Here is a 24,720-nt window from a genome sequence, read left to right as displayed (position 1 = left end):
CCCCCCCCCCCCCCCCCCCCCCCCCCCCCCCCCGACTTTTACAGCGTGTTGGGATAGCCGGTAATTTCGGCGATTTCGGCGTACATCGGCTGCAGGCGCTTGTACATCTTCAGGTAGACGCGGTGGTATAGCTGGTCGTAGGTCTTGCGGTGCGCGGGGTCGGGCTGGAAGACGCGGCCTTTGCGCGTCATGGCATTGATCGCGGTGGCGAAGTCCTTGTGCAGGCCGAGGCCGGCCGCGATGGCGATGGCGGCGCCCAGGCCGCTGGTCTCGTACACGTGGGCGCGCGCTGCGGGCAGGCCGAAGATGTCGGCCGTCAGCTGCATCGCGGCATCGCTTTGCGAGCCGCCGCCCGCGACGCGCAGCTCGGTGATCTTCACGCCGCTGCGCTTTTCAATCCGCTCGCGGCCTTCACGCAGGGCGTAGGCCAGGCCTTCGAGGATGGCGCGGTACATGTGGGCGCGCGTGTGCACGTCGCCGAAACCGATCATGGCGCCCTTCGCTTCCGGTCCCGGCACCTTGATGCCGGGGCTCCAGTATGGCTGCAGCATCAGCCCCATCGAGCCTGGCGGCACTTCGTTCACCAGGCGGTCGAACAGCGCTTCCGGCGCCATGCCCTGCTCCATCGCCGCCGACTGTTCCAGGTGGCCGAACTGCTCCTTGAACCAGTTGACCATCCAGTAGCCGCGGAAGATCTGCACCTCGGTGCTGTAGGCGCCGGGGATCGCCGCCGGGTATGGCGGGATGAACGGCGTGACTTCGACGTATTTGCTGTTGGTGGTGTTGATGGTGGCGGTGGTGCCGTAGCTCAAGCAGCCGATGTGCGGTTCCAGGCCGCCGGCGCCAATCACTTCGCAGGCCTTGTCGGCGGCGGCGGCGACCAGGGGTACGCCTTCCGGGATGCCGGTGGCCGCTGCGGCGGCTGCGTTGATGGCGCCGATCACGGTGCCGGGCTGCACCAGCTCCGGCAATTGTTCGGGACGCACGGCCAGCGCCTGCCATTTCCAGTCGCGCGCGCCGGCCCAGGCGTGGCGCTTGTAGTCGAACGGCATATACGCGACCTGCGAGCCGGTGGAGTCGGCATAGCGTCCGCTCAGGCAGAAATTCAGGTAGCCCGACAGCAGCAGGAACTTGTGCGTGCGGTCCCACAGGCCGGGCTGGTGGGCCTTGATCCAGTTGACCTCCGCCTCGCGGCGGAAGTAGTCGATGGTGCCCTGCACGCCGGCCAGCTTGAAGGCGGTCCTCCACAATGCGCTGATCGGCGGCACCTGCTCGGTGCGGCGCTGGTCGAGCCAGGTGATGGCGGGACGCAGCGGCTTGCCTTCGCTGTCGACGCTGACCACGGTGCCGCGCTGGGTGGTGACCGCGACGCCGGCAATGGCCGTGCGCGGGACGTCGGTGACAGTCCACAGGCGCTGGCAGGCGGCGCACACGGCGTCCCAATAGCCTTCCGCCTTGTGCTCGGCCCAGCCGGGCTGCTCGGAGTAGTAGGCTGGCTGCAGGTGGACCTGGGTCTTGGCGACCAGCTTGCCCTGCAGGTCGAACAGCAGCGCACGCACGCTTTGCGTGCCATTGTCGATGGAGAGGAGGTATTGGGTCATGCGCGCGCTTTCGGCAGGCTGTAGTTTGCCCGGCATAATGCCAGATATGCCGCCTCTTCGGCAGTCCAGCGTTGATCGTCCCAGCCCAATTCGGGCTGGCAGATGGTGCGTATGCGCGCCAGCACCGCAGCGCCGCCATGCGCCAGCTGGATGCCGAGGCGGCTGCGGCGCAGCATCAGGTCTTCCAGGTGCTGGACGGCTTCGTGGCGGGCGGCCCAGCGCAGTTGGGCCCACAGGGTTTCCGTGCCGGGGATGGTGTCCAGCTCGTCCGCTTGTGCTGCGGCCAGCAGCGGCGCTGCCAGGTCGCCGTAGCGGCCCTGCAGGCGCAGCGCCTGGCCGGGCGGCAAAAGCGCTGCGTGCCTCGGCAGCGGTGCGGGGGCGAAGATCGGATGCGGGGCGAGGTCGTGCTGCCACGCGGGCAATTGGACAGCGGCATGGCGCAGCACGTCCAGTGCGATAGCGCGGAAGGTGGTGAGCTTGCCGCCGGTGACGGTCAACAGGCCGTCCTGCTGCCACAGTACGTGGTCGCGCGCTTCCTTGGAAGGGTCGGCCTTGCCGGTATCGATCACCGGGCGCACGCCGGCGTAGGTGGCCAGCACGTCGTCTTCGCTGAGGTCCAGGGTGGGGAACTGGTCGTGCAAGGCGGCCATCAGGTAGTCGGTTTCTTCCTGGGTGATGGCGGCTTCCTGCTGCAGGTCGGTGCGGTGGTCGACGTCGGTGGTGCCGACGATCGTCACGCCCTCCCAGGGGAAGGCAAATACCGGGCGGCCGTCCTGCGGGTGCATCAGGCTGATCGCCTGCGCCAGCGGCAGGCGCCAGGCCGGCAGGACCAGATGGCTGCCGCGCAATGGGCGCAGCTTGGCGGCGGGCTGCGCGTGCAGGCGGTCGGCCCAGGCGCCGGTGGCATTGACCACCAGCCGCGCGCGCACCTCGTGCACCGCGCCGCTTTCCGCGCAGCCTACCAGCGCTCCGCACACGCGCCCGGCGCCGCCTTCGCGCAGCAGCGACTGCACGGCGCAGTAATTGAGCGCCACACCGCCGTGGGCTTGCGCCTCCTGCAGCACGCGCAGCACCAGGCGCGCGTCATCGGTCCTGGCATCCTGGTAGCAGATGCCGCCTTGCAGGCCCTCGGTACGGATGCGGGGCGCCATCTGCAGGAACTCGTGCGCGCTGAAATAATGGCGCGCGCGCTGCCCGGCCATGCGGTCGTAAATCGCCAGCCCAAGCAGGAAGGCGCGGCGTCCCGGCTTGCGGCCCACATAGTCGCCAAAGGCAAAGCTTTGCGGTTCGACCAGCCCCGGCGCATCGCGCAGCAAGGCGTCGCGTTCATGGACCGATTCGCGCGTCAGCGCAAACTGCCCTTCTTTCAGGTAGCGCAAGCCGCCGTGCACCAGCTTGGACGAGCGGCTCGACGTGCCCCAGGCGAAATCACGCTGCTCCACCAGCAAGGCCCGCAAGCCGCGCCGCGACGCTTCCAGCAGGATGCCGGCGCCGGTAATGCCGCCGCCAACCACCAGCAGGTCCCATTCGCGGCCGAGCAAGTCCGCCAGCTGCGCGCGGCCGCCCGGCGCCCAGTGCGCCGCCTGCGCCGCCGCGCTCATGCGCCCTGCCCCACCTGCCCATCCTGCAGCAGCTTGCCCGGATTCATGATGCCCTGCGGGTCGAAGTGCGAGAACAGCGCCTGCATCGCCGCAATGCCCGCCGCGCCCTTCTCCGCCGCCAGGTATGGCGCATGGTCGCTGCCAACGCCGTGCTGGTGGCTGATGGTGCCGCCGTTATCGACAATCGCCATGCTGACCGCATGCTTGAGCGCACGCCAGCGCGCCATATCGGTCTCGAAATCACCGGCCAGGCGGTACACAAATGTGGTGTACACGCTGGCGCCCTGGGCATACAGGTGCGACAGGTGGGTGTAGGTGTGCACCTTCTCGCCCATGCCGCCCAGCACCCCGGTGGCTGCGGCTTCCACCGCGCGCATCATGGTGCCGACGCGCGGCCAGTCCACCGCCGTCTCTACCGTGTCGATGACGTAGCCATGCTGCCAGGCCGCATTGCGCAGGTAGACATTGCGGAAGCGGCCTTCCTTCCACTTGTCGCCCATGCGGCGGCCGACATGCACGCCGTCATTACGCGAGCAGATCGACAGGGCGGCCGACAGCGCGGCGCGCGCCTGGACACGCGGCCCGCTGGCGCCGATCATCAGCATGCATTTTCCCTCGCCGCAGCCACGCAAGCGCAGCCAGCCTTCCAGCAAGCCGATCAGGCGCTTGTGGCCGGCCAGCGCCAGCATGGTCACGGTTTCGAGCGGATTGGACAGACGCAGCATCGACAGGCCGCCGCGCGCCTGCGCCAGCTCGCGCACCGCCGTTTCGGCGCGTTCCCAGTCCGGGAAGAACACGGCATGGAAAGCCTCATATTCCGGCACCGGGGTCACGCGCACGGTGGCCTCGGTCAGGATGCCCACGCGCCCTTCCGAACCGAGCACAATTTCGCGCAGGTCGGTGCCGGCGGCGGATGCGGGGAATGTCGGGATATCCAGCCGCCCTTGCGGCGTCTCCACCACGCCGCCCGCGAACATCTGCTCGATGCGGCCGTAGCGCAGCGATTGCTGGCCGGACGAGCGCGTCACCACCCAGCCGCCCAGCGTGGAATATTCGAACGATTGCGGGAAGTGGCCCAGCATATAGCCGTGGGCGCGCAGTTGCGCCTCCAGGTCCGGACCGAGCACGCCGGCGCCGAAGGTGGCCAACTGGGCCTGCTTGTCCAGGTAATGCATGCGGCCCATGCGGGTCATGTTCACCGCCAGCACCGGGCGCTCGCCGGCCGGCGCGGTCAGATGGCCGGCCACGCTGGTGCCGCCGCCCTGCGGGATCAATGAGACGTTCTTTTGCCGCGCAAACTCGATCAGCTCGCGCACCTGCTGCGTGCTTTCCGGGTAAGCCACGCCGTCCGGTGCGCTGCCGATGCGGCCATAGCGCAGCTTGAACCAGTCCGGCAGGCTTTGGCCGAGGGCATTGCGCAGGCGTGTGGCCGGCCGCTTGTCGATCAGGGGATGGTCGGGCAGGCGCGAAACCGCCAGCGAGGCGCAGGCCGCTTCAAAGCTGGCATCCTGCACCGCCTTGCCCGGGCCAATACGACCGGCCAGGAAAGCCAGTGCATCCGCGTGCAGCGGGTATTCAATTGTCTCTTCGCCCCAACCGTTCCAACGTTTCATCTGCAATCCCTTGTTATACTTTACTCAATAAAGCTTAACCCATTGCCACCCGCCAGTCTTGCGTTTTCATGCCAGCCGATTTGTTCGATCATGCCAAGCCATCCCGCGTTGCGGGTTCCTACCTGCAGCCCTTGCTCGAGGCGGCGGCCGCACAGGGCGTGACGGCGCAGGCATTGGAGCAGGCAGCAGGGTTGCCGCCAGGCGCACTGGATCCGCTGCCGGAGGCGCTAGCAGCCGACACCTACGTGCAGTTGCTGGATGTCGCCGCCGGCCTTACGCAGGACCCGCATTTCGGGCTGCACGTAGGCGAACGCGTCAAACTGGGCACCTACACCGTGTATGGCCTGATCCTGCTCAGCTGCCGCGATTTCGGCCAGGCTTTCGAGCAGACCATGCGCTATGAGCAGTTGGCGCATGACCTGGGGCGTTCCACCTTGCAGGCGGATGGCGCGCTGGCCGACTACACCTGGCACTCCAATTACCCGGCGGGCTGCCGCCACCTGGCCGACAGCGTGTTTGCCGGCATCCGCGTGTTCGGCAACTGGCTGGCCGGCGCCCCGCTGCCGCCTGCGGAACTGGCGCTGATGCATGACGGCGGCGATCCCGCGGGGCATGCCGAATATGTGCGCGTGTTCGGCGCCCTGCCCCGTTTTGGCGCGCCGGCCAATGTGGCGCGTTTTGATGCGGCGCTGCTGGCGTGGCCGGTGCCCAATGCGGACGTAAGCCTGTACCCGGTGTTGCAGCAGCATGCGGAGCAATTGCTGCAGCAGCGCGCGGCACGGGCCGGAGCTGCCGGCATCGTGGAGCGCGCGCGCGGCGCAATCGTGCAGCGACTGTCGCAGGGCCAGGTGCGCGTGGCCACGGTGGCGGAAGAACTTGGGCTCTCGCCGCGCACCCTGCAGCGCAAGCTGGCCGATGCCGGCTCCAGCTTCCAGCAGGTGCTGGACGAAGCACGCTTCGCGCTGGCGCGCGACTATCTGCGCCAGCCGGGGCTATCGTTGGTGGATATCGCCTTCCTGCTTGGCTACCAGGAGCAAAGCGCCTTTACGCACGCCTTCCGCGAGTGGTCCGGCATGAATCCGGGCGCCTGGCGCGCTGCGGCGCGCTGAGGGTCAGATTTCCAGCCCGCGCACGCGCACAAACGGCCCGATACAGCTGGCCATATCGCGCCGCTGGCACATGAGGAACATATTGTTCGAGGGATGGAACAGGATGAAGGCCTTGATCACGTGGCCGACCTGGGTGATCTCGCCGGTGCAATCCTTCTTGCCGTTGTCTTTGACAATCTTGTCGTTGGAGCCATAGAACCCGTCGCCATCGGGCTGGTCGTCGATCTCGAACTCGGATTCAGCCACTTCGGCAGCGCTGGTAATCAGCGCCGTGCCGTCGGCGCGGATGCGGTACATCTCGTGGCATGAACCGTCCGGCAATTCGAAACGCCAGGTGCCGACGATGGGGTGGTCGGACCTTAAGGGAGCAGCCAGCGCACATTGGGCCGCCAGCAATGCTGCGGCAAACAGGAAGGTGGATTTCATGGCGGCTCCCATGGTGTGTTAGAGCCAGTATATCCCTGTTAGGCTACTTGCACTTTCCTGTTGCTGCGGCGTATGCCCAACCGGGAAGTGGCGCGTACCGCGTCGCCCACCAGCTTTTCGTCGAAGCGCCCGAGCGCCGGCCCTGCCGCCAGCGTCAACACCAGCGCCAGGCTCATTTCTCAGCGACTTCCTTCAACTGGGCCAGGCCTTTTTCAAAGTCCTTGCCGATCATTTTGTCCATGCTGTAGAACACGCCCATCAGCTTGGTCACGAACATGCTCTGGCCCTTCATGGTCCAGGTCACCAGCGTGCCATCGCCCTGCGGCTGCAGCTGGAATTCGGTCTGGTTGGACGATGCGAACGGCTTGATGAAATCAAGCTTGATGGCCAGGCTGGCCGGCGCATTGCTGTCGATGATCTCCATGCGGCCCTGGCCCACCTTGTCGTCGCCATTCCAGGCGTAGACGGCGCCCTTGCCGCTGGCGGCGCCTTCAAACGTGCGCTGCATTTTCGGATCGAGCTTTTCCCACGGCGACCAGGCCGGCCACTGGTGGAAGTCATTCAGGTAGGCCATGACTTTGGCCGGCGGCGCCTTGATCGCCGCGCTGCGCTGCACGGTGAAGCTGTCCGGCTGGGTCATTGCCATACCCAGGACCAACACCATCACAAAAATCAAACCCATCGAAATCCGTTTCAGCATAGTCCCCTCGTCGAGTGTTGGTATGCGTGCAAGACTAACACAGGGTACGCGGCCGCAAAAGCACCGGCAATGCGCTGGGCGTCATGGTGAAGGTGAACATTTCTTCGACCGGCGGCGCATCCGGCTGCGCTTCGATGGTGAAGGTGCGCGCCACCATCGACATCACGGTGCGGATCTCGCACATCGCAAGGTAGCGCCCCGGGCAGAAACGCGGCCCGCCGCCGAACGGCAGCAGCTTGCGCGCCGGGTCGTCCTGCTTTTCCCTGATGGCGGGGTCGAGCCAGCGCTCGGGCCTGAATTCCGTACCGTCGGCCATTGGCACGTCGCGCTCAAATGCGTGGCGCAGCAACAGGAACACCACCACCCCAGCCGGTACCTGCACGTCGTCCAGCGCTACATCATGCACCGCTTCCGCGCCAAGGAAAGGCGCTACGGGCTTCAGGCGCATGGCCTCCTGCACGCAGGCATCCAGATAAGGCATGTGCTCAAGCCCAGGCCCGGAATCGGCTTCTTCAGCAAGGCGCGCGGCGGCATGCGGCGCGTGCGACAGCAGGTATAGCAGCCAGGCGATGGTGTTGGCGGTAGTGTCCTCGCCGGCAAACACCATGGTGAGCGCATTGGCCTGCACCAGCGCGTCATTGATGCCGGAACCAGGAGTATCGGCCGCCTGCAACATCGCCTCCAGCAAGTTGCCCGGCTTTTCGCGCAGCGCCGGATTGGCGGCCATGCGGGCCCGCGCCTCTGCCACAAAACCCGCTACTGCGCTGCGTACACGCTCGCCCGCTGCGTCGGTGGCGCGGTCCACCGGCAACTGGATTGCGCGCCAGTACTGGATCGGCGCCACCAGGCGGCGCCCCATCTGGGCAAACAGGAACTCGATGTCCTGCTGCAGCGGGTTGTTCTCGTGCCGCAGCATGTCCTGGTCCTGCCCCAGCGCCATACCGATCGCCACATCGAGCGCAAACGCTTTCAGGTCGCGCAGCAGGCGTTGCGGCTGGGCTGACTCGGCGGCCGCCAGCCAGCGCCCGCGCAAGCGCCCGGTCATGGCCGACAGCGTGGGATGAAAGCTGTTGATGACTTCCGGTGTCAATGCATGCATTACCAGCTTGCGCTGGCTGCGCCATGCATCGCCCTCGGCCGAAAACACACCGGTGGCCCCCGCTTCTTCGAGGATGGCGGTGATGCGCCGCGAGCGCCGCCACTGGTCGGGCCGGTCGTGCAGGACCTGTGCAATGTCCCCGCGCCGGCTGCTCACGATAAAGCGCTGCTTCATCAGGCGCATGCGGTAGATTGGGCCGTATTCGCGCGCCCACTCTTCCAGTTGCTGGTGGAAATGGGCGGCATCGATTCCAATATTCCCCAGCAGCGGCAAACCGCTGGGGCCAGGCAGGTGATCCATATTGCACCTCCTTCAGAAACCGCACTCCCGCAAATAGTCGATGAACAGCCGCAGCCGGGCCGGCGTGAACTGGCGCGACGGCCGCACCGCAAACAGGCCATACGGCTCAGGACTCGCATCCGGCAGCAGCTGCACCAGCCGCCCATCGGCCAGCGCCTGCGCCAGCGCGAACTCCGGCAGCAGCACAATCCCCATGCCCTGGACCGCCCACTCGGCCAGCGCCTCCGCATTATTGGCGGCCAGCGGCACCTTCAGGTCGAGCTGTTCGCCCGGGTCGCCGATCAGCCTGCCCCACTCTTCGCGCACGCTAAGCAGACTGTAATTTAGCACCGAGTGGCCGCGCAGCTGCGCCAGCGAGGCCGGCCTGCCAGCGCGCTGCAGATAGGCTGGCGAAGCGGCGAAGAGGCGGCCCACGGTGCCGATGCGTGTCGCCACCAGCGATGAGTCGCGCAGGAAGCCGATACGCAAGGCGACGTCGATCGCTTCCGCATGCAAGTCGGTGGTGCGGTCTTCCAGCAGCAGTTGCACTTTCAGGTCGGGATGGCGCTGCATGAACGGCGGCAGCACCGGCGCCACCTTCTGGATGCCAAAGCTGAGCGGCGCCGCCACGCGCAGGGTGCCGCTGGCCGAGTCCTGGCCCTGGCGCACGCGTTCCTGCGCTTCATCCAGCAGCTGGAATACGGCCTGCGCATCGGCGTAGAAGGCGCGCCCGGCATCCGTGATGTCGTTGCGGCGCGTCGTGCGGGTAATCAGCTGGCTGCCGAGGGCCGCTTCCAGCGTGGCGATGCGGCGGCTGATGGCGGCCGTGCTGACGGCCAGCTGTTCCGCGGCGCGCACGAAACTGCCGCTTTCCACCACCGCGATGAAGCTGCGCAGATCGGTCAGGTCATATTGTTCCATTTTGCGTAAATATCATTTGCACTAACCCTAGTTTATTACGCCGAACGGATTTATTAAAGTTCATTCCACCAACTCACCACAAAGGAGCACACCATGAACTTCAAGTCCCTGATCAAAGCCGCCCTGCCTGTCGTCCTCGCCTTCGGCGCCGTCGCCGCCCACGCCGCCCCGCCGGCCGAACAGCTGCTGACGCCAAAGAACCACACCCTGGTGCTGATCGACCACCAGCCGCAAATGGCCTTCGCCACCCGCTCCATCGACGTGGCCGAACTGCGCAACAACGTGACCGGCCTGGCCAAAGCCGCCAAGACCTTCAAGGTGCCGACCATCCTGACCACGGTCGCCGCCAAGTCCTTCAGCGGCCCGATCTTCCCCGAGCTGCAGGCCGTCTTCCCGGAACAGGCGCCGATCGACCGCACCACCATGAACACCTGGGAAGACCAGCGCGTGGTTGACGCGGTGCAGAAGAACGGCCACAAGAAAGTGGTGATGGCGGCGCTGTGGACCGAAGTGTGCCTGGTGCAGCCAGTGCTGTCTGCCATCGACCAGGGCTACCAGGTGTATATCGTGACCGATGCCTCCGGCGGCGTGACCAAGGAAGCGCATGACATGGCGGTGCAGCGCATGGTGCAGGCCGGTGCCCGCCCAATGACCTGGCTGCAGTACATGCTGGAACTGCAGCGCGACTGGGCACGCGGCGAGACCTACGCTCCTGTGACCAAGATCGCGGCTGAACACGGCGGCGGCTACGGCCTGGGCATCGTCTACGCCAAGGAGATGTTCAACGCCAAGGAAGGCAAGAAGTAATCATGCGCCTGGCACGCGCCCTGCTGGCAGCCTGCGGGCTGCTGGCTTCCACCGCGGTCCCGGCGCAGCAGCCGGGCCGCACGGTGTACGAATCGGTCTGCATTGCCTGCCACGCCGTCGAAAATGTGATGGTCAGCGCGCCCAAGCTGGGTGCGCGCAAGGAGTGGCAGGAACGCATGCAGCGCGCCGGCGGCCTGGACGGCCTGGTGCGCAACGCAGCCAAAGGGGTAGGCGCCATGCCCGCCCGCGGCGGCCAGGCCGACCTGGACGACGCCCAGCTTAAGGCCGCGATCCGCTACATGATGCAGGCGGATTGACCCGGCTCCATTCGCACCAGCCGCCGTCGTACACGCTGATGCGCTCCCACTCCATCAACCAGGCGTAGAAAAACGCCAGCGAAGCCCGCCAGCCGGTGCCGCAGTAGAAAGCGGTGCGCTGGCCGGGCTCCACGCCCGCCCGGCGCCACAGCGCGCTGATTTCGGCAGGCGGTTTCATGGTGCCGTCGGCCTGCTGGTATTCGCTCATGCTGTGCACATCGCCGTCATTGCCGGCACGGCCCCAGCGCGCGCCGGGAATGTCGCCGCGCGCTTCGATATAGCTGTAGCCCGAGGTCGCGCCGACGTGCTCCTGCCAGGTGCGGATGCTGACCAGGGCGCCGTCCGGCTGCTGCAGCAGTTCGCGTGCCTGGGCGGTGTCGATCAGGAAGTCGGGGCGCAGCGGGAATGCGGCGCCAAAGGCTGCCACCGGCTGCGGCGCCGCGCCGGCGCCAGATTCCAGCGCATGGCCGGCGCGCAGCCAGCCATCCAGGCCGCCATCCAGCAGGCGCACGTCGGCTACGCCGGCATACAGCAACAGGTGTGCGGCACGGGCGGCGGCCAGCGAGCTGCGGCCGTACAGGATCACAGTGGTGTCGTGGCGGATGCCGCTTTCCAGCAGCAGCGCCAGCAAGGCATCGTCGGACACCTTGTTCCACAGCGGCTGCCGCTCCAGGCGGTTGGTATCGATATAGCCGGCGCCGGGGATATGGCCGGCTTCAAAGGCTGCCTGGTCGCCGCAGCCTACTTCGAACAGGCGCCAGGTCCCGGCCGGAGCCGCCAGTACCGGGACGCCGTCGAGCAGGCGCGCCAGCCAGGCAGGCGATGGCAGCTGGCGCCAGCGCGCCAGGTCGGGACGGAAATGCATTTTTTGCAACTCAATTTAATTACCAGCCGGGAGTTTACCAGCTTCGGGCCTGGCTTCCGGCTTTGCCTCCGGCTTGGCTTCCGGCTTTTCCGACGGATGCAGCACCACCTGCACATAGTTCTTGAAGTCGAAATAGCGCTTGGCGGCAGCCTGCACATCGGCCGCGGTCAGGCTGGCGATCATCTCGTTCTGGCGCAGCATTGCTTTCGGATCGGTCTTGTTGACCAATGCCGCCTGCAGGTTGCCCGCCCACCAGCCGTTTTCGCGCAGCGCACGGCGGTAGTTGCTGGTCCAGTTCTCCTTGATCTTGGCCAGGTCGGCCGCCTCCGGTCCCTTCTCCTGCAGCTTGCGTGCTTCTTCAAAGGTTGCCTCGACCGCCTTGTCCACATTTTCCGGCGCAACCGGCAAGCCGATATTGATGCTGTAATTGGCGTATGGATTGCGCGCCATGCCGCCGCCGATATTGGCAACATAGACCAGGCCTTTCTGCTCACGCAGCGACTCGGTCATCTTGATCTGCATGATCTCGACCAGCGCACGCAGGCGCAGCTGCTCCATCTCGCTGAAGGTGGTCTCGCCGCTGAAATTGATGCTGACATGGCTCTTTTGTTCGCGGCCACGGCGCACTTCCTTCTTGACCACGCCGCGCACAGGGCGAATATTGCGGTCCATGTACTCGGTAGCGATCTTGTGCGCCGGCAGGCCGCCGATATAGGTGGCCAGCAGCGGCTTGATTTTCGCCAGGTCGAAACTGCCGACGAAGAAGAAGGTCATGCCGTAAGCGCTGGACATGCGCTCCTTGTGCAGCGCCATCACGCGGTCCATCCGGATGCCGTCGAATTCCTCCGGCCGCGCCGTCAGCGCCACGCGCGGATGGTTGCCGAACAGGATGGTGCGCATGGTATCGGTCTGCACCGCTTCCGGGCGCGCCTGCGCATTGCGCGCCTGTTCCTGCTGTTTGTCGATAAAGACTTCAAACAGCGCCGGATCGCGGCGCGGCGCGGTCATTTGCAGGTAGACCAGCTGCAGCAGGGTTTCCACGTCGGTATTGGTCGATGTGCCGCCGTAACCTTCCGTGAAGCTGCCCATTGCGTAGACCGAGCCCACGCTGCGGCCGGCCAGGATCTTCTGCAATTCGAACGGCGAGTAATCCTTGACGCCCATGCTGGCCAGGACGCCGTTGGCATAGCGCGCGTTGACGATATCGCTTTCCTCAGCCAGCGAGGTGCCGCCGAAGCGGGTCGAGGTCATCACCACCTGGTCGTTCTTGAAGTCGGTCGGCTTCAGGACCACGCGCACGCCGTTGGACAGCGTCAGTTCCGTGGTGCCGAGCGCCTTGTCGGTGCTTTCCTTCACGATGCGGCCGCCTTTTGGCGGCTGCGCCATCAGGCTGGCCGCCAGCGCCTTCTCCTCGTGCGCCGCCACGGTGGCTTTTTCAGCCTCCTCCACGGTGGCCAGCATCTGCGACGGGTTCGGCACCACGGTGCCCGACTTGTCGTTGCCCATGAAGATGATCAGCTTCTTCTGGCCGACCGGAATCGCGTTGCGCACCTGCGCGTTGACCTCCTCCAGCGTCACGCCGGGCAGCAAGTTCTTGTGGAAACCGTATTCCGCCTCGATGCCCGGCATCGACTCGCCATCCAGGAAATGGCGCTGGATTTCTGCCACGTGCACGCCCGAATCGGTCTTGTCACGCTCGTTGTACAGGTTCTCGACGAAGCGCATGGTGTTCTTCTTGGCGCGCTCCAGCTCCGCCGCGCCGAAACCGAACTGGCGCGCACGCTCGCCCTCTTCCACCAGCGCGCGCATGGCCGGCAGCGTACCAGCCTTGCCCACCACCGCGCTGGAGACGAAGGCGTTATGGCCATGCACCGCCTTGCCAAGACTGCTGAAACCCTGCAGGAACGGCGGATTGGGTTGCTGCGTCAATTCCGCAATACGCTGGCTCAGCATGGCCGCCGACAGGTTCTCCACCATCTTGCTGCGGTACTCGCCCACGGTGCGCGACTCCTGGCGCGGCGTGAACGGGTAACGGATCACCACCTGGTTCGACGGCGCCTCGCGGTCGGTGATCACCAGCGCCTCCGACTCGGTGCGTTCAGGAATGCTGGCGTAAGTGCGCGGGCGCGGGCTGGCGGGATTCACCAGCTTGGAGAAGTGGCTGACCACCAAACGTTCCGCCTCCTGCGGGTCGATGTCGCCGACCACGATCACCGCCATCAGGTCCGGACGGTACCAGTCTTTATAGAAGCGGCGGATCGCCTCCGGCTTGAAGGACTTCAGCACTTCCGCCTTGCCGATCGGCAGGCGGCGCGCATACAGCGAACCATTGAATACCTTCGGCAGCAGCACCTTGTTCATGCGGTCCGCAGCGCCTTTGCCGAGGCGCAGTTCTTCCAGCACGATGCCACGCTCGCTCTCGATATCGGCATCGTTGAAGGTCACGCCCTGGGCCCAGTCTTCCAGCACCAGCAAGCCCTTGTCCAGGTTCTCCTTCTTGTCGACCGGGATCGGCAGCATGTACACGGTTTCGTCGAAACTGGTGTAAGCATTCAGGTCGGCGCCGAATTTCACGCCCACCGACTGCAGCCAGGACACCAGCTCGTGGCGCTTGAAATTGGTTGAGCCGTTGAAGGCCATGTGCTCGGTGAAGTGGGCCAGGCCAAGCTGGTCCTCGTCCTCCAGCACCGAACCGGCGCGCACCACCAGGCGCAGCTCGACCCGCTTTTCCGGGCGGCGATTGGGCTGGATATAGTAGGTCAGGCCATTCGCCAGCTTGCCCATCTTGACCTGCGGGCCGACCTGCAATGGCGTGGACAGTTCCGGGGCCGCGGAAGCCACCAGGGAGCAGCACACCAGGGTGGCCGCCAGGAGGAATTTTAGTAGTTTCATAACACTGTACGATACACCATAGGGCCTTCCTGGTGCTAGTATGCGCACATGAACGCCCACCGCTCCGCAATCGCCTGGCTTACCAGCTGGTGGCAGCTGCTGCAGTTCGCCGCGCTGCTGCTCACGCGCGCCATGGCGCCATCCAGCTACCGGCGCGACAACCGGCGCATGCTGTCGGAGCAGATCGTGGTCGCCACCACCGCCAACCTGGCCTGGTTCTCCGTGCTGTGCGCCCTGATCAGCCTTGTCATCATCCGCATTGTCGTCGTCACCTCGTCCAGCTACGGCCTGTCGCGCTACGCGCTGGAGATGGTGGTGCGGGTACTGGTGCTGGAACTGGTGCCGCTGACCGCCGCCCTGTTCGTGGCGCTGCGCACCACCCTGCCCGCCGGCGTCGAATTCGCCCAGCAAAGGCTGGCCGGCAAAGCGCCCGACGCGCGGGCCGCCCTGCGCACCCAGTTCTACCCGCGCGCCGCCGCCGGCGTGTTTGCGGTATGGATGCTGGCCGCCGTCAGCTGCGCCCTCACCCTGGTGCTGGCCTACCTGGTGATGTACGGTTTCACGCCGTGGGCGCTACCCGGCTACACCCGCGTGGTGGGCCAGATTTTCAATCCCGCCATATGCCTGATCCTGGTGCTGAAGATCGTGTTTTTCAGCCTGGCGGTGGCGGTGATCCCGCTCGCTTCCTCCTATTACAGCGGCGCTTCCAGCCCGCTGCTGCGGCGCATGGGCGTGGCGCACGGGCTGGCGGACATGGTGCGCATGTTTTCCGTGATCCTGGTGGTGGAAGCGGCTTCCCTGATGGGCAACTATTACTGACAATATGAGCGAAACGACTCCCCCGACCGGCGCGGAACCGGCGCCGATCCACAATGCCGAAGCCAAGGCGGTGGCCTTGCTGGTGCTGCTGGTGGCCCTGGTGCTGGGCGCCATCATGTACCTGATGTACGCGCGCGGCGCCTTCGAACCCACCCAGCGCCTGGTGCTGACCGCCGACGACTCGGAAGGCGTCAGCGTCGGCATGGACGTGACGTTTGCCGGCTTCCCGATCGGCCGCGTGCAGCGCATCGAACTGGCGCAGGACGGCAAGGCGCGCATCCTGGTCGACGTGCCGAAGAAGGACGCGCACTGGCTGCGCGCGACCAGCATCTTCACGCTGGAAAAGAGCCTGGTGGGCGGCGCCAAGCTGCGCGCCTTCACCGGCATCCCGGCCGACCCGCCGCTGCCGCCGGACGCCGAACGCGCCCTGCTGGTGGGCGACATGGCGGCCGAGATCCCGCGCCTGCTGCAATCAGCCAAAGACCTGCTGAACAACCTGGCGGCGCTGACCGCGGAAGAATCCGCCCTCGGCACCAGCCTGCGCAATGTGCAGGGCGTCACGGAGAAACTGAACGGCCCGGGCGGCGCGCTTGGCGTGCTGGCAGGCGAAGACCAGAAAGCACGCGAACTGCTGCGCAACGCCAATTCGCTGGTGATCAAGGCCGACACCCTGATCGGCAACGCCGACAAGCGCGTGTTCGGCGACAAAGGCATCGCCAACGACACCCAGGCCGCGGTGCAGCAGCTGAACGCCCTGCTGAGCGACGCCCGCACCACGCTGAAGAAACTGGATGCGGTGCTGGTCGAAGCGCAAGCCGTCGGCGCCAACACCCGCGCCGCCACCGAGGATCTGGGCACCCTGCGCGCCGAAGTCGACGCCAATGTGCGCAAGATCGAACAGATGATCAATGAACTGAACCGCAAATGGCCATTCAAGCGCAACGAACCGGAGATCAAGCTGCCATGACCAAGCCGCACCACGCCGCCTGCTGCGCCATGCTGGCAGCACTGTTGGCCGCCTGCGGCAGCGGCCCGCGCGTCCCCGACTGGCAGCTGAATGCCGCCGGCGCCACCGAACGCGCCACCTCCGCCTACCTCGAAGGCAAGAGCGCCGTCGCCGAGCGTGAATTCAAGCTGGCGCGCAGCCAGGTAGGCAGCACTGCCAAGCCCGAGCAAGCCATCCGAGTGGAGCTGCTGCGCTGCGCCGTGCAAGTCGCCGCCCTCGCCTTCGAAGAATGCAGCGGCTTTGCCGCCCTGCAGCCAGACGCCAGCGCCGCCGACGAAGCCTACGCCCGCTACCTATCAGGCCGCGCCAGCGCCGCCGATGCCGCCTTGCTGCCCGAGCCCCAGCGCGCCGTCGCTGGAGCCGGCGACGACCGCGCAGCCGCCAGCGCCGCCGCGGCGATTGCCGATCCCCTGTCACGGCTGGTCGCCGCCGGCGCCCTGCTGCGCGCCAACCGCGCCACACCCGAGTTGCTGGCGATGGCCGCCGACACCGCCTCATCGCAAGGCTGGCGCCGCGCCGTCCTCGCCTGGCTGCAAGTCCAGCTCCAGCGCGCCGAGCAAGCCGGCGACAGCACCGAAGCCGCCCGCCTCCGCCGCCGCATCACCCTCGCCTCCAGCTGAGCCCGTGTCCACCTTGGGGTCAGGCTCTTTGGTGGACACAGACTCAAGCGTCGTGCGGCTGAGTTCGTGTCTACAAAAGAGCCTGACCCCAAGGTGGACACGGGCGCGGCCGTAGTTAGTCTGCGGACTTGGCGGCGGCTTCGCGCAGCTTGTCTTTCTTGCTCTTTCGCTTGCCCTTGATGCCGCCGCTGCCGTCGCTGGCGCCGGGTGGCAGGGGCTGGGCGGTCGTGGTGGGTTCGAAACCGGGCACGCGCTCGCGGGCAACCCGCACGTTATGGCGCTTTTCGATCAGGCGGAAGTGCTGCTCGGCGTCGGGGGTGATGAAGCTGACCGCCAGGCCGGATGCGCCAGCGCGGCCGGTGCGGCCGATGCGATGGGTGTAGTCGGCCGGTGAGCGCGGCAGGTCGTAATTGACCACCACCGGCAATTGGGCGATGTCGATGCCGCGCGCGGCGACGTCGGTCGCCACCAGCACCTTCAGTTTGCCTTCGCGGAAGTCGTTCAGCACCGAGGTGCGCGCGCCCTGGCTGAAGTCGCCGTGGAAAGCTTCCGCCGCCACGCCGCCGCGCCGCAGCTTGTCGGCCACGTGTTCGGAGGCGTATTTGGTGGCGACGAACACCAGCACCTGGCGCCAGCCTTCTTCCTTGAGCAGGATGCGCAGCAGCTTGGTGCGCTCGGCCTGGTCGACTTCAATCGCGCGCTGCGTGATATCCGGCGCATGCGCGGCCACCACTTCGGCAGCCACCCGCACCGGATCGTGTAGCAGCTTTTCGGCCAGCGCCTGCACCGCCGGCGGGAACGTGGCGGAGAAGAACAGGTTCTGGCGCCGCGCCGGCAGCAGCGCCATGATGCGCGCCAGTTCGTCGGCAAAGCCCATGTCGAGCAGCTTGTCGGCTTCATCCAGCACCAGCACGGACGTGCCCTCGAGCTTCAGCGCATTGTGTTCGATCAGATCCAGCAGGCGGCCGGGCGTGGCAACCATGATGTCGGTGCCGCCGCGCAGCGCCATCATCTGCGGATTGATCGAGACGCCGCCAAAGGCCACCGATACCTTCACCGGCACCGGCAAATGCGAGGCCAGGCCGCGGATGGTCTCGCCCACCTGGGCCGCCAGTTCGCGCGTCGGCGTCAGCACCAGCGCGTGCAGCTTGCGCGGACCGGCGCCGGCGCCGCTGCGGCCAGCCAGCAAGGCATCCAGCAGCGGCAACGCGAAAGCGGCCGTCTTGCCGGAGCCGGTTTGCGCCTGCCCCAGCACGTCGGCGCCCTTCAATGCCGGCGGGATGGCGGCGGACTGGATGGCGGTCGGCGTGCTATAGCCGGTTTCGGTGATGGCGTTGAGCAGTGGGGCCGCAAGGCCCAGGCTGGAAAAATTCATGGTGTGCTTCTGATGGACAAGGCGCCAGTATACCTTGCGCGCCGTTTCATGCGACTATACGCGTGCTATCAAACTACCAACTGCCGTAGAAGAATGATTAATTGGGACGCCCACCTCTGCCTGCCGCAGCATCCGCAGGCGGATTTTTCACCGCTTCAGCAATTGCACGCCGCCGGCGTGAACTATGTGTCGATCAACGTGGGCGCGGACATGAATCCTGTTCCGCAGGTGATGTCCGTGATCGCCGGCTACCGCGCCACCATCGCCGCCAATCCGGAGCGCTACCGCCTGGTGTCGGGCGTGGATGAAATCATCCAGGCCGCCGCAGACGGCGTGCTGGCCATCGGCTTCGACCTGGAAGGTGCGATGCCGCTGATGGACCAGCCGGAGATGGCCGCAGTCTACGCCCAGCTCGGCGTGCGCCAGATGCATTTCGCCTACAACCGCAACAACAGCGTGGCCGACGGCTGCCACGACACCGCGCGCGGACTGACGCCGCTGGGCCAGCGCATGCTGGAAGCGGTCAACGCCGCCGGCATCATTGTCGATTGCTCGCATACGGGCCGCCTGTGCAGCCTGGAGATCATGGCCGCATCCAGCAAGCCGGTGGTGTTCAGCCACGCCAACCCTTTCGCGCTGGTGCCGCATGGCCGCAATGTGACCGATGAACAGATCCACGCCTGCGCGGCCACCGGCGGCGTGGTGTGCATTTCGGGCCTGTCCTGGTTCCTTGGCAGCGAACAGCCTGCGGCGGCCGACGTGGCGCGCCACGTGGGCTATGTGGCCGACCTGGTGGGCGTGGCCCACGTCGGCATCGGCCTGGATATCTGCCTCACCCAGAAAGACCTGGACGATACGCCGCCCGGCGCTTTCGACCCGTCCTGGTGGTGGCCGGAAGCGGCGGGCTACCGCGCCGGGCGCGCGCCTGCCTTCGTTCCGCTCAACGCGTGGAAGGCGCTGCCGATGGAGTTGCGCAAGCTGGGCATGGCGCCCAGCGAGATCGAGCAGGTCCTGGGCCGCAATATGCTGCGGGTGGCGCGCGCCACCTGGCAGTAATCACATGCCGACGTCGCCGTAAGGCCCGGCCAGCACCACCACATACCCTTCCGGATCGCGCAGCCACAGTTCCCGGTGCTGCGCGTTGCTGTTTTCCTTCGGCCCTTCCAGCACGGTGGCGCCGGCGGCTGCGGCGCGCTCGACCGCATCGTCGAAATCGTCGGTCCAGAACCACAGCAGCGCGCCATTGCCATAGGGCCGCTGTTCCGGATTGCCGATGTGGGGATGGTGGTGCGCGTCCCAGCGGTGCAGTTGCAGCACCATGCGTCCGTCGTGCAGCAGCTGTTCGTACTCATGGCCGCCGTGGCCGCTCTTCAGGCCCAGCGTCTTCTGGTACCAGCGGCTGGCCGCCTCGACGTTGCTGACAGCAATTAAAGGTTGCGCTTGCATATCACCCTCCCTTGTTGCTTACCGGAGGTTCAGCATACTTCAAGTCTGGCCAGCCGTATAGGCTGCGCAATGCGTGCGGCGGGAGCCTGGTGCCCCGGCTTGTCCAGCTTGAAGAAGGCCACGGTCCGCATCAGCTGTTCCGCCTGGGAGCTCATTTCTTCCGCCGTTGCAGCCAGCTCCTCCGAACTGGCAGCGTTCTGCTGGGTGGTCTGGCTTTGCTGGGAGATGGCGGCATTGATCTGGTTCACGCCGGCCGCCTGCTCGTCGGACGCGGCGGCAATCTCCTGCACCAGGTCGGAGGTCTGGCGGATCTTCGGCACCATCTCGTCAAGCAGGACCCCGGCGCGTTCGGCAAGCGCCACGCTGCCGGAAGCCACTTGCTCGATCTCCTGCGCCGCTTCCTGGCTGCGCTCCGCCAGCTTGCGCACTTCGGCCGCCACCACCGCAAAGCCGGCGCCATGCGAGCCGGCGCGCGCCGCCTCGATCGCGGCATTCAGCGCCAGCAGGTTGGTCTGGTAGGCGATATCGTCGATGATGCTGATCTTGCGGGCGATCTGCTGCATCGCGGCCACGGTTTCCTTCACCGCGCGGCCACCCTCGGCGGCGCCGCTGGAGGCCTGGCTGGCAATCCCGTCGGTCACTTTGGCATTGCCATTGTTCTGGGCGATGGAAGACGCCATCTGCTCGATGGCGGCGCTGGTCTGTTCGATGCCGGCCGCCTGTTCGCTGGCCGCCTGCGACAGCGACTGCGCCGTCGAACTGACTTGCTCGGAAGCGCTGGACAGGATTTCGACACTGCTATTCACTTCGCGCGTGACCTGGGCCAGCTTGTCGACCATGCCCTTCATGGTCGACAGCAAGCTGCTGCGGTCATTGGCGCGCAGTTCGATTTCCACCGTCAGGTCACCTTCCGCCACCCTTTGCACGATCTCCTTGGCTGCGGCGGGCTCGCCGCCCAGCTGGCCGATCAGGCTGCGGTAAATGGCATACAGCGCAATCCCGGAAGCCACCAGCGAAAACGCCAGGATGCCGACCGTGGTGCGGAACGCCTTGGCGGTCGCCGCTTCGGCCTGGGCCACCCGCTGGCTGGTGCGCTGGTCCAGCAACGCCAGGAATTCGTTCACTGGCTGCATGATCCTGGCCTTGTTGCGGTGGTAGTCGCCATCGTGCATCAGGCGCCGCGCCATTTCGGTGCTGGCTTCGTCCTTCTTCTTGACGGCATTCATGGCGATGGTTTCCGTGCGCACCAGGCCATCGGAATTGGCCTGCGCCTCCGCCAGCTTGCCCAGCTCCTGCTCGGTGAAGCCGGTCTTCTTCATCATCTCCAGCAGCGGCGCCGTCTCGCCGTCGGCGGTCGGCTTCAGGTTGCCGGCCGCGACGAAGTCCCAGTAGATGCGCTCGTAGTTTTCCGGGCGCGGCTTCTTGCCGTTGCGGATGTCGAGGATTTCCAGGTACTGCCGCTCGTAAGACTGGTCGCCGGTCATCACATAGGTACGGGCCAGGCGGGTCAGGTCGTCGGAGCTCTGACGCAGTTCGTCGGCCAGCAAATAAGAACGGTAGCGCTCCGCATTCGCCTGGCTGGCCTCGTTCTGGGCCTGCAGCACTTGCAACATGCCGTAGAACGTCACGCCGGATAATAGTGCGGTAAAAATTAAGAAATAGAAAATCGTTTTCTTAATACTTAAAGCTTGCTTCATTTCACCTCCCGTTGGATGCGGGGAATATAAGCCCGGAGAGGTGAACCGGCACTTCAACTAGTCACCATTTGTGACGGAAAATGACAAATGCCGACCATTGCGCAACACCCCAGGCGAATTCCGGCATGAGGAACAGCCACACCAGCGGCAGGCCGCCGCTCGCCAGCACCCAGGCGAACCAGGTACTGAACAGGAAGCGCGCCGTGCCGTCGTAGGCGGCGAACTGCGGCTGCGGATCGCGCAGGCGCAGCCAGGACCACACCAGCACAATGCTGCCCAGCAGGCAGGCAAACAGGATATGCATGGCGCCGAATGACGGCAGCGGCGCCCCGCCCAGCGCCTGGTTAAGGGTGGAGAGCTGGCCATGGGCGAGGGCGAAGGTCCATGGGGTGGCGAAAGGCGCCGTCAGCAGCAGGTCGTAGGCGGCGCTGGCGCGCACCAGATTCTGGATGTTTTGAAGTTTCATGCTGCGCAGCTTAAACCTTGGAGTACACTCCAAGGTCAAGCACTTTTTGGAGGCGCCATGCAGATCGGTGAACTGGCGCAGGTGACCGGCATCAGCCGCGACACCCTGCGCTATTACGAAAAACGCGGCTTGCTGCGGGCGCGCCGCAGCGGCAACGGCTACCGCGATTACCCGCCCGAAGCGGCGGACTGGCTGCGCTATATCCGCACCGCGCAGGCGCTTGGATTTACTTTGCAGGAGATCGAAGCCGACCTGCCGCTGCTGTCGGCGGCGGCTGACGGCGCCGCCACCGCAGTTGCCCTGCGCGGCGCGCTGCAGGCCAAACTGGACGAAATCGACCGCCGCATCGATGGCTTGCAGGCCCTGCGCGGCGAACTGGCGCGCCGCCTGGGCGAAGCCATGGCGGACTGCCCGCTGCGGGCGGCTGCATAGCCATGGTTTCGGCCACCTTCCGTTTTTATGAAGAACTGAACGACTTCCTGCCGCGCGCGCGGCGCAAGGTGGAATTCACGGTGCCTTGCGCCCGCGCCGCCACCACCAAGCACATGATCGAGGCGCTGGGCGTGCCGCACACCGAGGTGGAGCTGATCCTGGTCAACGGCGAATCGTCCGGCTTCGAGCGCATGCTGTGCGATGGGGACCGGGTGGCGGTCTATCCCAAATTCGAGAGCTTCGACGTGCGCCCGCTGCTGCGGGTGCGCAGCGCGCCGCTGCGCACGGTGCGCTTCGTGGCCGACGCCCACCTGGGCGGGCTGGCGCGCCTGCTGCGCATGGCGGGCTTCGATACGCTGTACGATAACCGGATCGATGATCCTACCGTGGCGGCGCTGTCCGAGGATGAAGGCCGCATCGCCCTCACCCGCGACCGCGACCTGCTCAAGCGGCGCGGCATCACGCATGGCTGCTATGTGCGGGCGCTGAAACCGGCGCTGCAGTTTGCGGAGCTGTTCCAGCGGCTCGACCTGGCGGCCAGTGCGCGGCCATTCACGCTCTGCCTGGCGTGCAATGCGCCGCTGCGGCCGGTGTCCAAGACCGAGGTGACCGGGCAGCTGCCGCCGTCGGTGCGCGCCGCGCATGAGGAGTTCCTGACCTGCGATACCTGCCACGGCGTGTTCTGGCGCGGCTCGCACTGGCGCCGCATGCAGGCCCTGCTTGCCAGCCAGGGCGTCGACACCGGCTAGCGCGGCGCAGCGGCGGGCGGGCAGTCGATGCGCCGCGGTTCGACCGGCGTCAGCGGGATGCGCTGGCCGCCGATCTCGATCTCGCGCAGGCGCGCTTCGGCCAGCGTGAAATCACCGGCCCGCAAGCGCTCCCGCCATTGCTGGCAGCCCGGCGCCAGAAGATGCATGGGCAAGCGCGCCACCATCTGCCACTTGCCGTCGCGCCGCGCCAGCAAGGCATCGCCATCACGCCGGGTATCCCCCAGCAGCAGCACCTCCTGCTCCCCATCGCCATCGGCGTCGAGCAGGAAGGCGTCGCAGCGGCTGTCGGCGTAGCGCAGGCAGCGCGGCGTCGCAGGCGGCTGGTCGGCCAGCCAATCCTGTGCCAGCAGGTCGGCTGGCAACTGCCCGCCTTGGGGCCAGACGCGCAGATTGTCCGCCGGGGTCACCGCCACCTCGCGGTCGCCCGGCACCTCGTACTTCAGGCGAAGCGCCTTCGCAGCGAGGGAGCGCACAGCGGCCGCCTGCGGCCCCGCCCCGTCCTGGGCCAGCCGCTGCAAGGCTTGCTGGCCATAGCGTTCCCCATGAAAGCGCAGGAAGGCGAAATCAAACCGCTCCGGCGCTATCTTGCCGCCAGCCAGCCGCGCCACCTGGTCCGCCACCGCGATGCGCGCCGGATCGGCCAGCGGCGAAAACAGCGCCAGCGCCACCGCCAGCACCAGGAACGCAGCCGCCAGGTTGACGTGGCGCAGCCCGTCCAGCCACGGCCCGCTACGCCGCACCGCCGCCAGCACATAGCCGCCGGCATAAAACAGGCCCACCAGCAGGCAGGCCGCCGCCAGCACCCGCTCGGTGGTCCAGCCATACTCCCCCACCCGCAGCCCCAGCGCGTACACACCCAGCAGCGCCAGTGGCGGCAGCAGGAAACACGCCACGCGCGCCGCAAACCGTACGCTGCGCGCCAGGCTATCCTCCGCGTCGCCAGCCTGGAAGGCGGCATTCACCAGCACAATAAGCACCGCGCAACTGGCCAGCAGCACGGCGGTGGCGTGGCGCGTCTGCCACAAGGCCTGCAGGCCGGTGAATGGCAGCGCCGCCAGGAAGCCGCCCACCAGCAGCGCGGCAATCGGCAAGATCCAAGCCATCAGCACCAATAGCAGGCTGCGGATGCCGCGCACGATGGCCGGCCGCACGTCCGTGGTATGCATGGCGCTGGAGAACGCCAGGCACACCAGCGGCACCGAAAACCAGGACTGGCGCAGCAGCTCCTCGATGAAATTCAGCTTGAGCAGGTCGAACAGCGCATCGCCCAGCCACATGACCAGCCACACGCCGGCCACGAACATGGCGGAAAACAGCAGCTGGATCGCCAGCTTCCAGGCGCTTTCGAAGCAGGTGGCGTAATGGGGCAGCCGGCGCTGGTCATAAGCGCCGGCCAGCACCAGGCTGTGGGCGACAAAAAAGAAGCCCAGGCAGAACGGGATAGCCAATACCGAAGGATGCGGCTGCGGCGCGCCATCCAGCGCACTGCGCCAGGCGTCATGCATGCCCACCACCACCAGCACCAGCGCCGCCGCCCCCAGCCACAGCCCCAGCGGCCGCCGGGGCAGGTGCCCCAGGCTGGAAATCAGCAGCACCGGCAGCACAATCGCACCCAGCACCAACGGGAAAAACAGTCCCGGATGATTGGCCGGCCAGGCCCCCGCCTGCTGCGCGTGATAGAGGAAGTACAGCAAGCCGCCCTGCAGCAGTCCGACCAGCAGCCGTAGCTGGCCCACGCGCCGTGTAACGGCGCCATCGCGCACCGGCGGCTGGGCGGCCGGCAAGACCGGATCAGGCGGCATGGCATCCATCGGACGATCATAGCTGGTTGTCAATTTTGCAGCAACGCCACTGTTGCG

Annotated in this window: 24 protein-coding genes; 9 read left to right on the top strand and 15 right to left on the bottom strand. The window is 66.4% G+C overall.

The features are described from left to right. Positions 1-38: 38 nt before the first annotated feature. Genes AAHE99_RS12955 through AAHE99_RS12945 form a run of 3 tightly spaced genes read right to left on the bottom strand, consistent with a single transcriptional unit; the run spans position 39 to position 4,815 of the window. Complete coding sequence (locus tag AAHE99_RS12955; protein WP_342117750.1) at positions 39-1,601, bottom strand: FGGY-family carbohydrate kinase; 1,563 nt, start codon at positions 1,599-1,601, stop codon at positions 39-41. Further along, positions 1,598-3,202, bottom strand: a complete 1,605-nt coding sequence (locus AAHE99_RS12950) for a glycerol-3-phosphate dehydrogenase/oxidase (protein ID WP_342117748.1) — start codon at positions 3,200-3,202, stop codon at positions 1,598-1,600. Before AAHE99_RS12950 ends, AAHE99_RS12955 begins: the two co-directional genes overlap by 4 nt. Further along, positions 3,199-4,815, bottom strand: a complete 1,617-nt coding sequence (locus AAHE99_RS12945) for an FAD-binding oxidoreductase (RefSeq protein WP_342117747.1) — start codon at positions 4,813-4,815, stop codon at positions 3,199-3,201. The genes AAHE99_RS12950 and AAHE99_RS12945 overlap by 4 nt, the downstream gene beginning before the upstream one ends. A 68-nt stretch (positions 4,816-4,883) precedes the next feature. Between AAHE99_RS12945 and AAHE99_RS12940 the strand changes: the two genes are divergently transcribed. Beyond that, positions 4,884-5,924, top strand: coding sequence for an AraC family transcriptional regulator (locus AAHE99_RS12940; protein WP_342117746.1), 1,041 nt, complete (start codon positions 4,884-4,886; stop codon positions 5,922-5,924). A 3-nt stretch (positions 5,925-5,927) separates the two neighbouring features. Here the strand turns inward: AAHE99_RS12940 and AAHE99_RS12935 are convergent, their stop codons facing one another. From AAHE99_RS12935 to AAHE99_RS12915, 5 genes are read right to left on the bottom strand one after another with little or no spacing between them, the layout of a single operon-like run. Further along, positions 5,928-6,350, bottom strand: a complete 423-nt coding sequence (locus tag AAHE99_RS12935; protein ID WP_342117745.1) for a hypothetical protein — start codon at positions 6,348-6,350, stop codon at positions 5,928-5,930. A 38-nt stretch (positions 6,351-6,388) separates the two neighbouring features. Next, complete coding sequence (locus tag AAHE99_RS12930) at positions 6,389-6,526, bottom strand: hypothetical protein (protein ID WP_342117744.1); 138 nt, start codon at positions 6,524-6,526, stop codon at positions 6,389-6,391. After that, complete coding sequence (locus AAHE99_RS12925; protein ID WP_342117743.1) at positions 6,523-7,050, bottom strand: SRPBCC family protein; 528 nt, start codon at positions 7,048-7,050, stop codon at positions 6,523-6,525. Before AAHE99_RS12925 ends, AAHE99_RS12930 begins: the two co-directional genes overlap by 4 nt. A 34-nt stretch (positions 7,051-7,084) precedes the next feature. After that, complete coding sequence (locus tag AAHE99_RS12920; protein ID WP_342117741.1) at positions 7,085-8,449, bottom strand: cytochrome P450; 1,365 nt, start codon at positions 8,447-8,449, stop codon at positions 7,085-7,087. Positions 8,450-8,461: 12 nt separating this feature from the next. Beyond that, positions 8,462-9,349: a LysR family transcriptional regulator gene (locus AAHE99_RS12915; protein WP_342117739.1), complete on the bottom strand. Its 888-nt coding sequence runs from the start codon at positions 9,347-9,349 to the stop codon at positions 8,462-8,464. Between the two features lie 93 nt (positions 9,350-9,442). Here AAHE99_RS12915 and AAHE99_RS12910 point away from each other — a divergent pair, with 93 nt between their 5' ends. Both AAHE99_RS12910 and AAHE99_RS12905 read left to right on the top strand, forming a co-directional pair. Further along, positions 9,443-10,156 carry a hydrolase gene (locus AAHE99_RS12910; RefSeq protein WP_342117738.1) on the top strand — a complete coding sequence of 238 codons (714 nt, stop codon included), beginning with the start codon at positions 9,443-9,445 and terminating at the stop codon, positions 10,154-10,156. Between the two features lie 2 nt (positions 10,157-10,158). Next, positions 10,159-10,473 (top strand): c-type cytochrome, encoded by a 315-nt coding sequence (locus AAHE99_RS12905; RefSeq protein ID WP_342117737.1) that lies wholly within the window; start codon positions 10,159-10,161, stop codon positions 10,471-10,473. On the opposite strand, the gene AAHE99_RS12900 is transcribed toward AAHE99_RS12905, so the two are convergent. Then, positions 10,436-11,338, bottom strand: coding sequence for a sulfurtransferase (locus tag AAHE99_RS12900; protein ID WP_342117736.1), 903 nt, complete (start codon positions 11,336-11,338; stop codon positions 10,436-10,438). The genes AAHE99_RS12905 and AAHE99_RS12900 overlap by 38 nt on opposite strands. A 15-nt stretch (positions 11,339-11,353) precedes the next feature. Further along, positions 11,354-14,230 (bottom strand): M16 family metallopeptidase, encoded by a 2,877-nt coding sequence (locus tag AAHE99_RS12895; RefSeq protein ID WP_342117735.1) that lies wholly within the window; start codon positions 14,228-14,230, stop codon positions 11,354-11,356. A 48-nt stretch (positions 14,231-14,278) separates the two neighbouring features. On the opposite strand from AAHE99_RS12895, the gene AAHE99_RS12890 reads away from it, so the two are divergent. Genes AAHE99_RS12890 through AAHE99_RS12880 form a run of 3 tightly spaced genes read left to right on the top strand, consistent with a single transcriptional unit; the run spans position 14,279 to position 16,675 of the window. Then, positions 14,279-15,049, top strand: coding sequence for an ABC transporter permease (locus AAHE99_RS12890; protein WP_342117734.1), 771 nt, complete (start codon positions 14,279-14,281; stop codon positions 15,047-15,049). Between the two features lie 4 nt (positions 15,050-15,053). Continuing rightward, a complete protein-coding gene (locus tag AAHE99_RS12885) occupies positions 15,054-16,016 on the top strand; it encodes an MlaD family protein (RefSeq protein WP_342117733.1) in 963 nt (320 codons plus the stop codon). Next, complete coding sequence (locus AAHE99_RS12880; RefSeq protein WP_342117732.1) at positions 16,013-16,675, top strand: hypothetical protein; 663 nt, start codon at positions 16,013-16,015, stop codon at positions 16,673-16,675. The genes AAHE99_RS12885 and AAHE99_RS12880 overlap by 4 nt, the downstream gene beginning before the upstream one ends. Positions 16,676-16,790: 115 nt before the next feature. On the opposite strand, the gene AAHE99_RS12875 is transcribed toward AAHE99_RS12880, so the two are convergent. Further along, positions 16,791-18,050, bottom strand: a complete 1,260-nt coding sequence (locus tag AAHE99_RS12875) for a DEAD/DEAH box helicase (RefSeq protein ID WP_342117731.1) — start codon at positions 18,048-18,050, stop codon at positions 16,791-16,793. 93 nt (positions 18,051-18,143) lie between these two features. Between AAHE99_RS12875 and AAHE99_RS12870 the strand changes: the two genes are divergently transcribed. Continuing rightward, a complete protein-coding gene (locus AAHE99_RS12870) occupies positions 18,144-19,106 on the top strand; it encodes a dipeptidase (RefSeq protein ID WP_342117730.1) in 963 nt (320 codons plus the stop codon). On the opposite strand, the gene AAHE99_RS12865 is transcribed toward AAHE99_RS12870, so the two are convergent. The 3 genes from AAHE99_RS12865 to AAHE99_RS12855 form a co-directional block, all read right to left on the bottom strand. Continuing rightward, positions 19,107-19,496 carry a VOC family protein gene (locus tag AAHE99_RS12865; RefSeq protein WP_342117728.1) on the bottom strand — a complete coding sequence of 130 codons (390 nt, stop codon included), beginning with the start codon at positions 19,494-19,496 and terminating at the stop codon, positions 19,107-19,109. It lies immediately after the preceding gene. Between the two features lie 29 nt (positions 19,497-19,525). Beyond that, a complete protein-coding gene (locus AAHE99_RS12860) occupies positions 19,526-21,109 on the bottom strand; it encodes a methyl-accepting chemotaxis protein (protein ID WP_342117727.1) in 1,584 nt (527 codons plus the stop codon). 145 nt (positions 21,110-21,254) lie between these two features. Next, a complete protein-coding gene (locus tag AAHE99_RS12855; RefSeq protein WP_342117726.1) occupies positions 21,255-21,659 on the bottom strand; it encodes a hypothetical protein in 405 nt (134 codons plus the stop codon). Between the two features lie 57 nt (positions 21,660-21,716). On the opposite strand from AAHE99_RS12855, the gene AAHE99_RS12850 reads away from it, so the two are divergent. Then, positions 21,717-22,091 (top strand): MerR family transcriptional regulator, encoded by a 375-nt coding sequence (locus tag AAHE99_RS12850; RefSeq protein WP_342117724.1) that lies wholly within the window; start codon positions 21,717-21,719, stop codon positions 22,089-22,091. A gap of 2 nt (positions 22,092-22,093) precedes the next feature. Beyond that, on the top strand, positions 22,094-22,840 hold the full coding sequence (locus tag AAHE99_RS12845; RefSeq protein WP_342117722.1) for a Mut7-C RNAse domain-containing protein: 747 nt from the start codon (positions 22,094-22,096) through the stop codon (positions 22,838-22,840). Here AAHE99_RS12845 and AAHE99_RS12840 read toward each other — a convergent pair. Then, the gene (locus tag AAHE99_RS12840; protein ID WP_342117721.1) at positions 22,837-24,696 is read right to left on the bottom strand and encodes a DUF4153 domain-containing protein; all 1,860 of its coding nucleotides are present in this window, start codon (positions 24,694-24,696) and stop codon (positions 22,837-22,839) included. The two genes, AAHE99_RS12845 and AAHE99_RS12840, sit on opposite strands and share 4 nt — an antisense overlap. Between the last annotated feature and the right edge of the window lie 24 nt (positions 24,697-24,720).

It is taken from the genome of Pseudoduganella sp. OTU4001 (assembly GCF_038440195.1).
Classification (GTDB): Bacteria; Pseudomonadota; Gammaproteobacteria; order Burkholderiales; family Burkholderiaceae_D; genus Rugamonas.
Note: the sequence above shows the minus strand (reverse complement) of the source record. Positions and strands in the feature narration are given on the sequence as shown.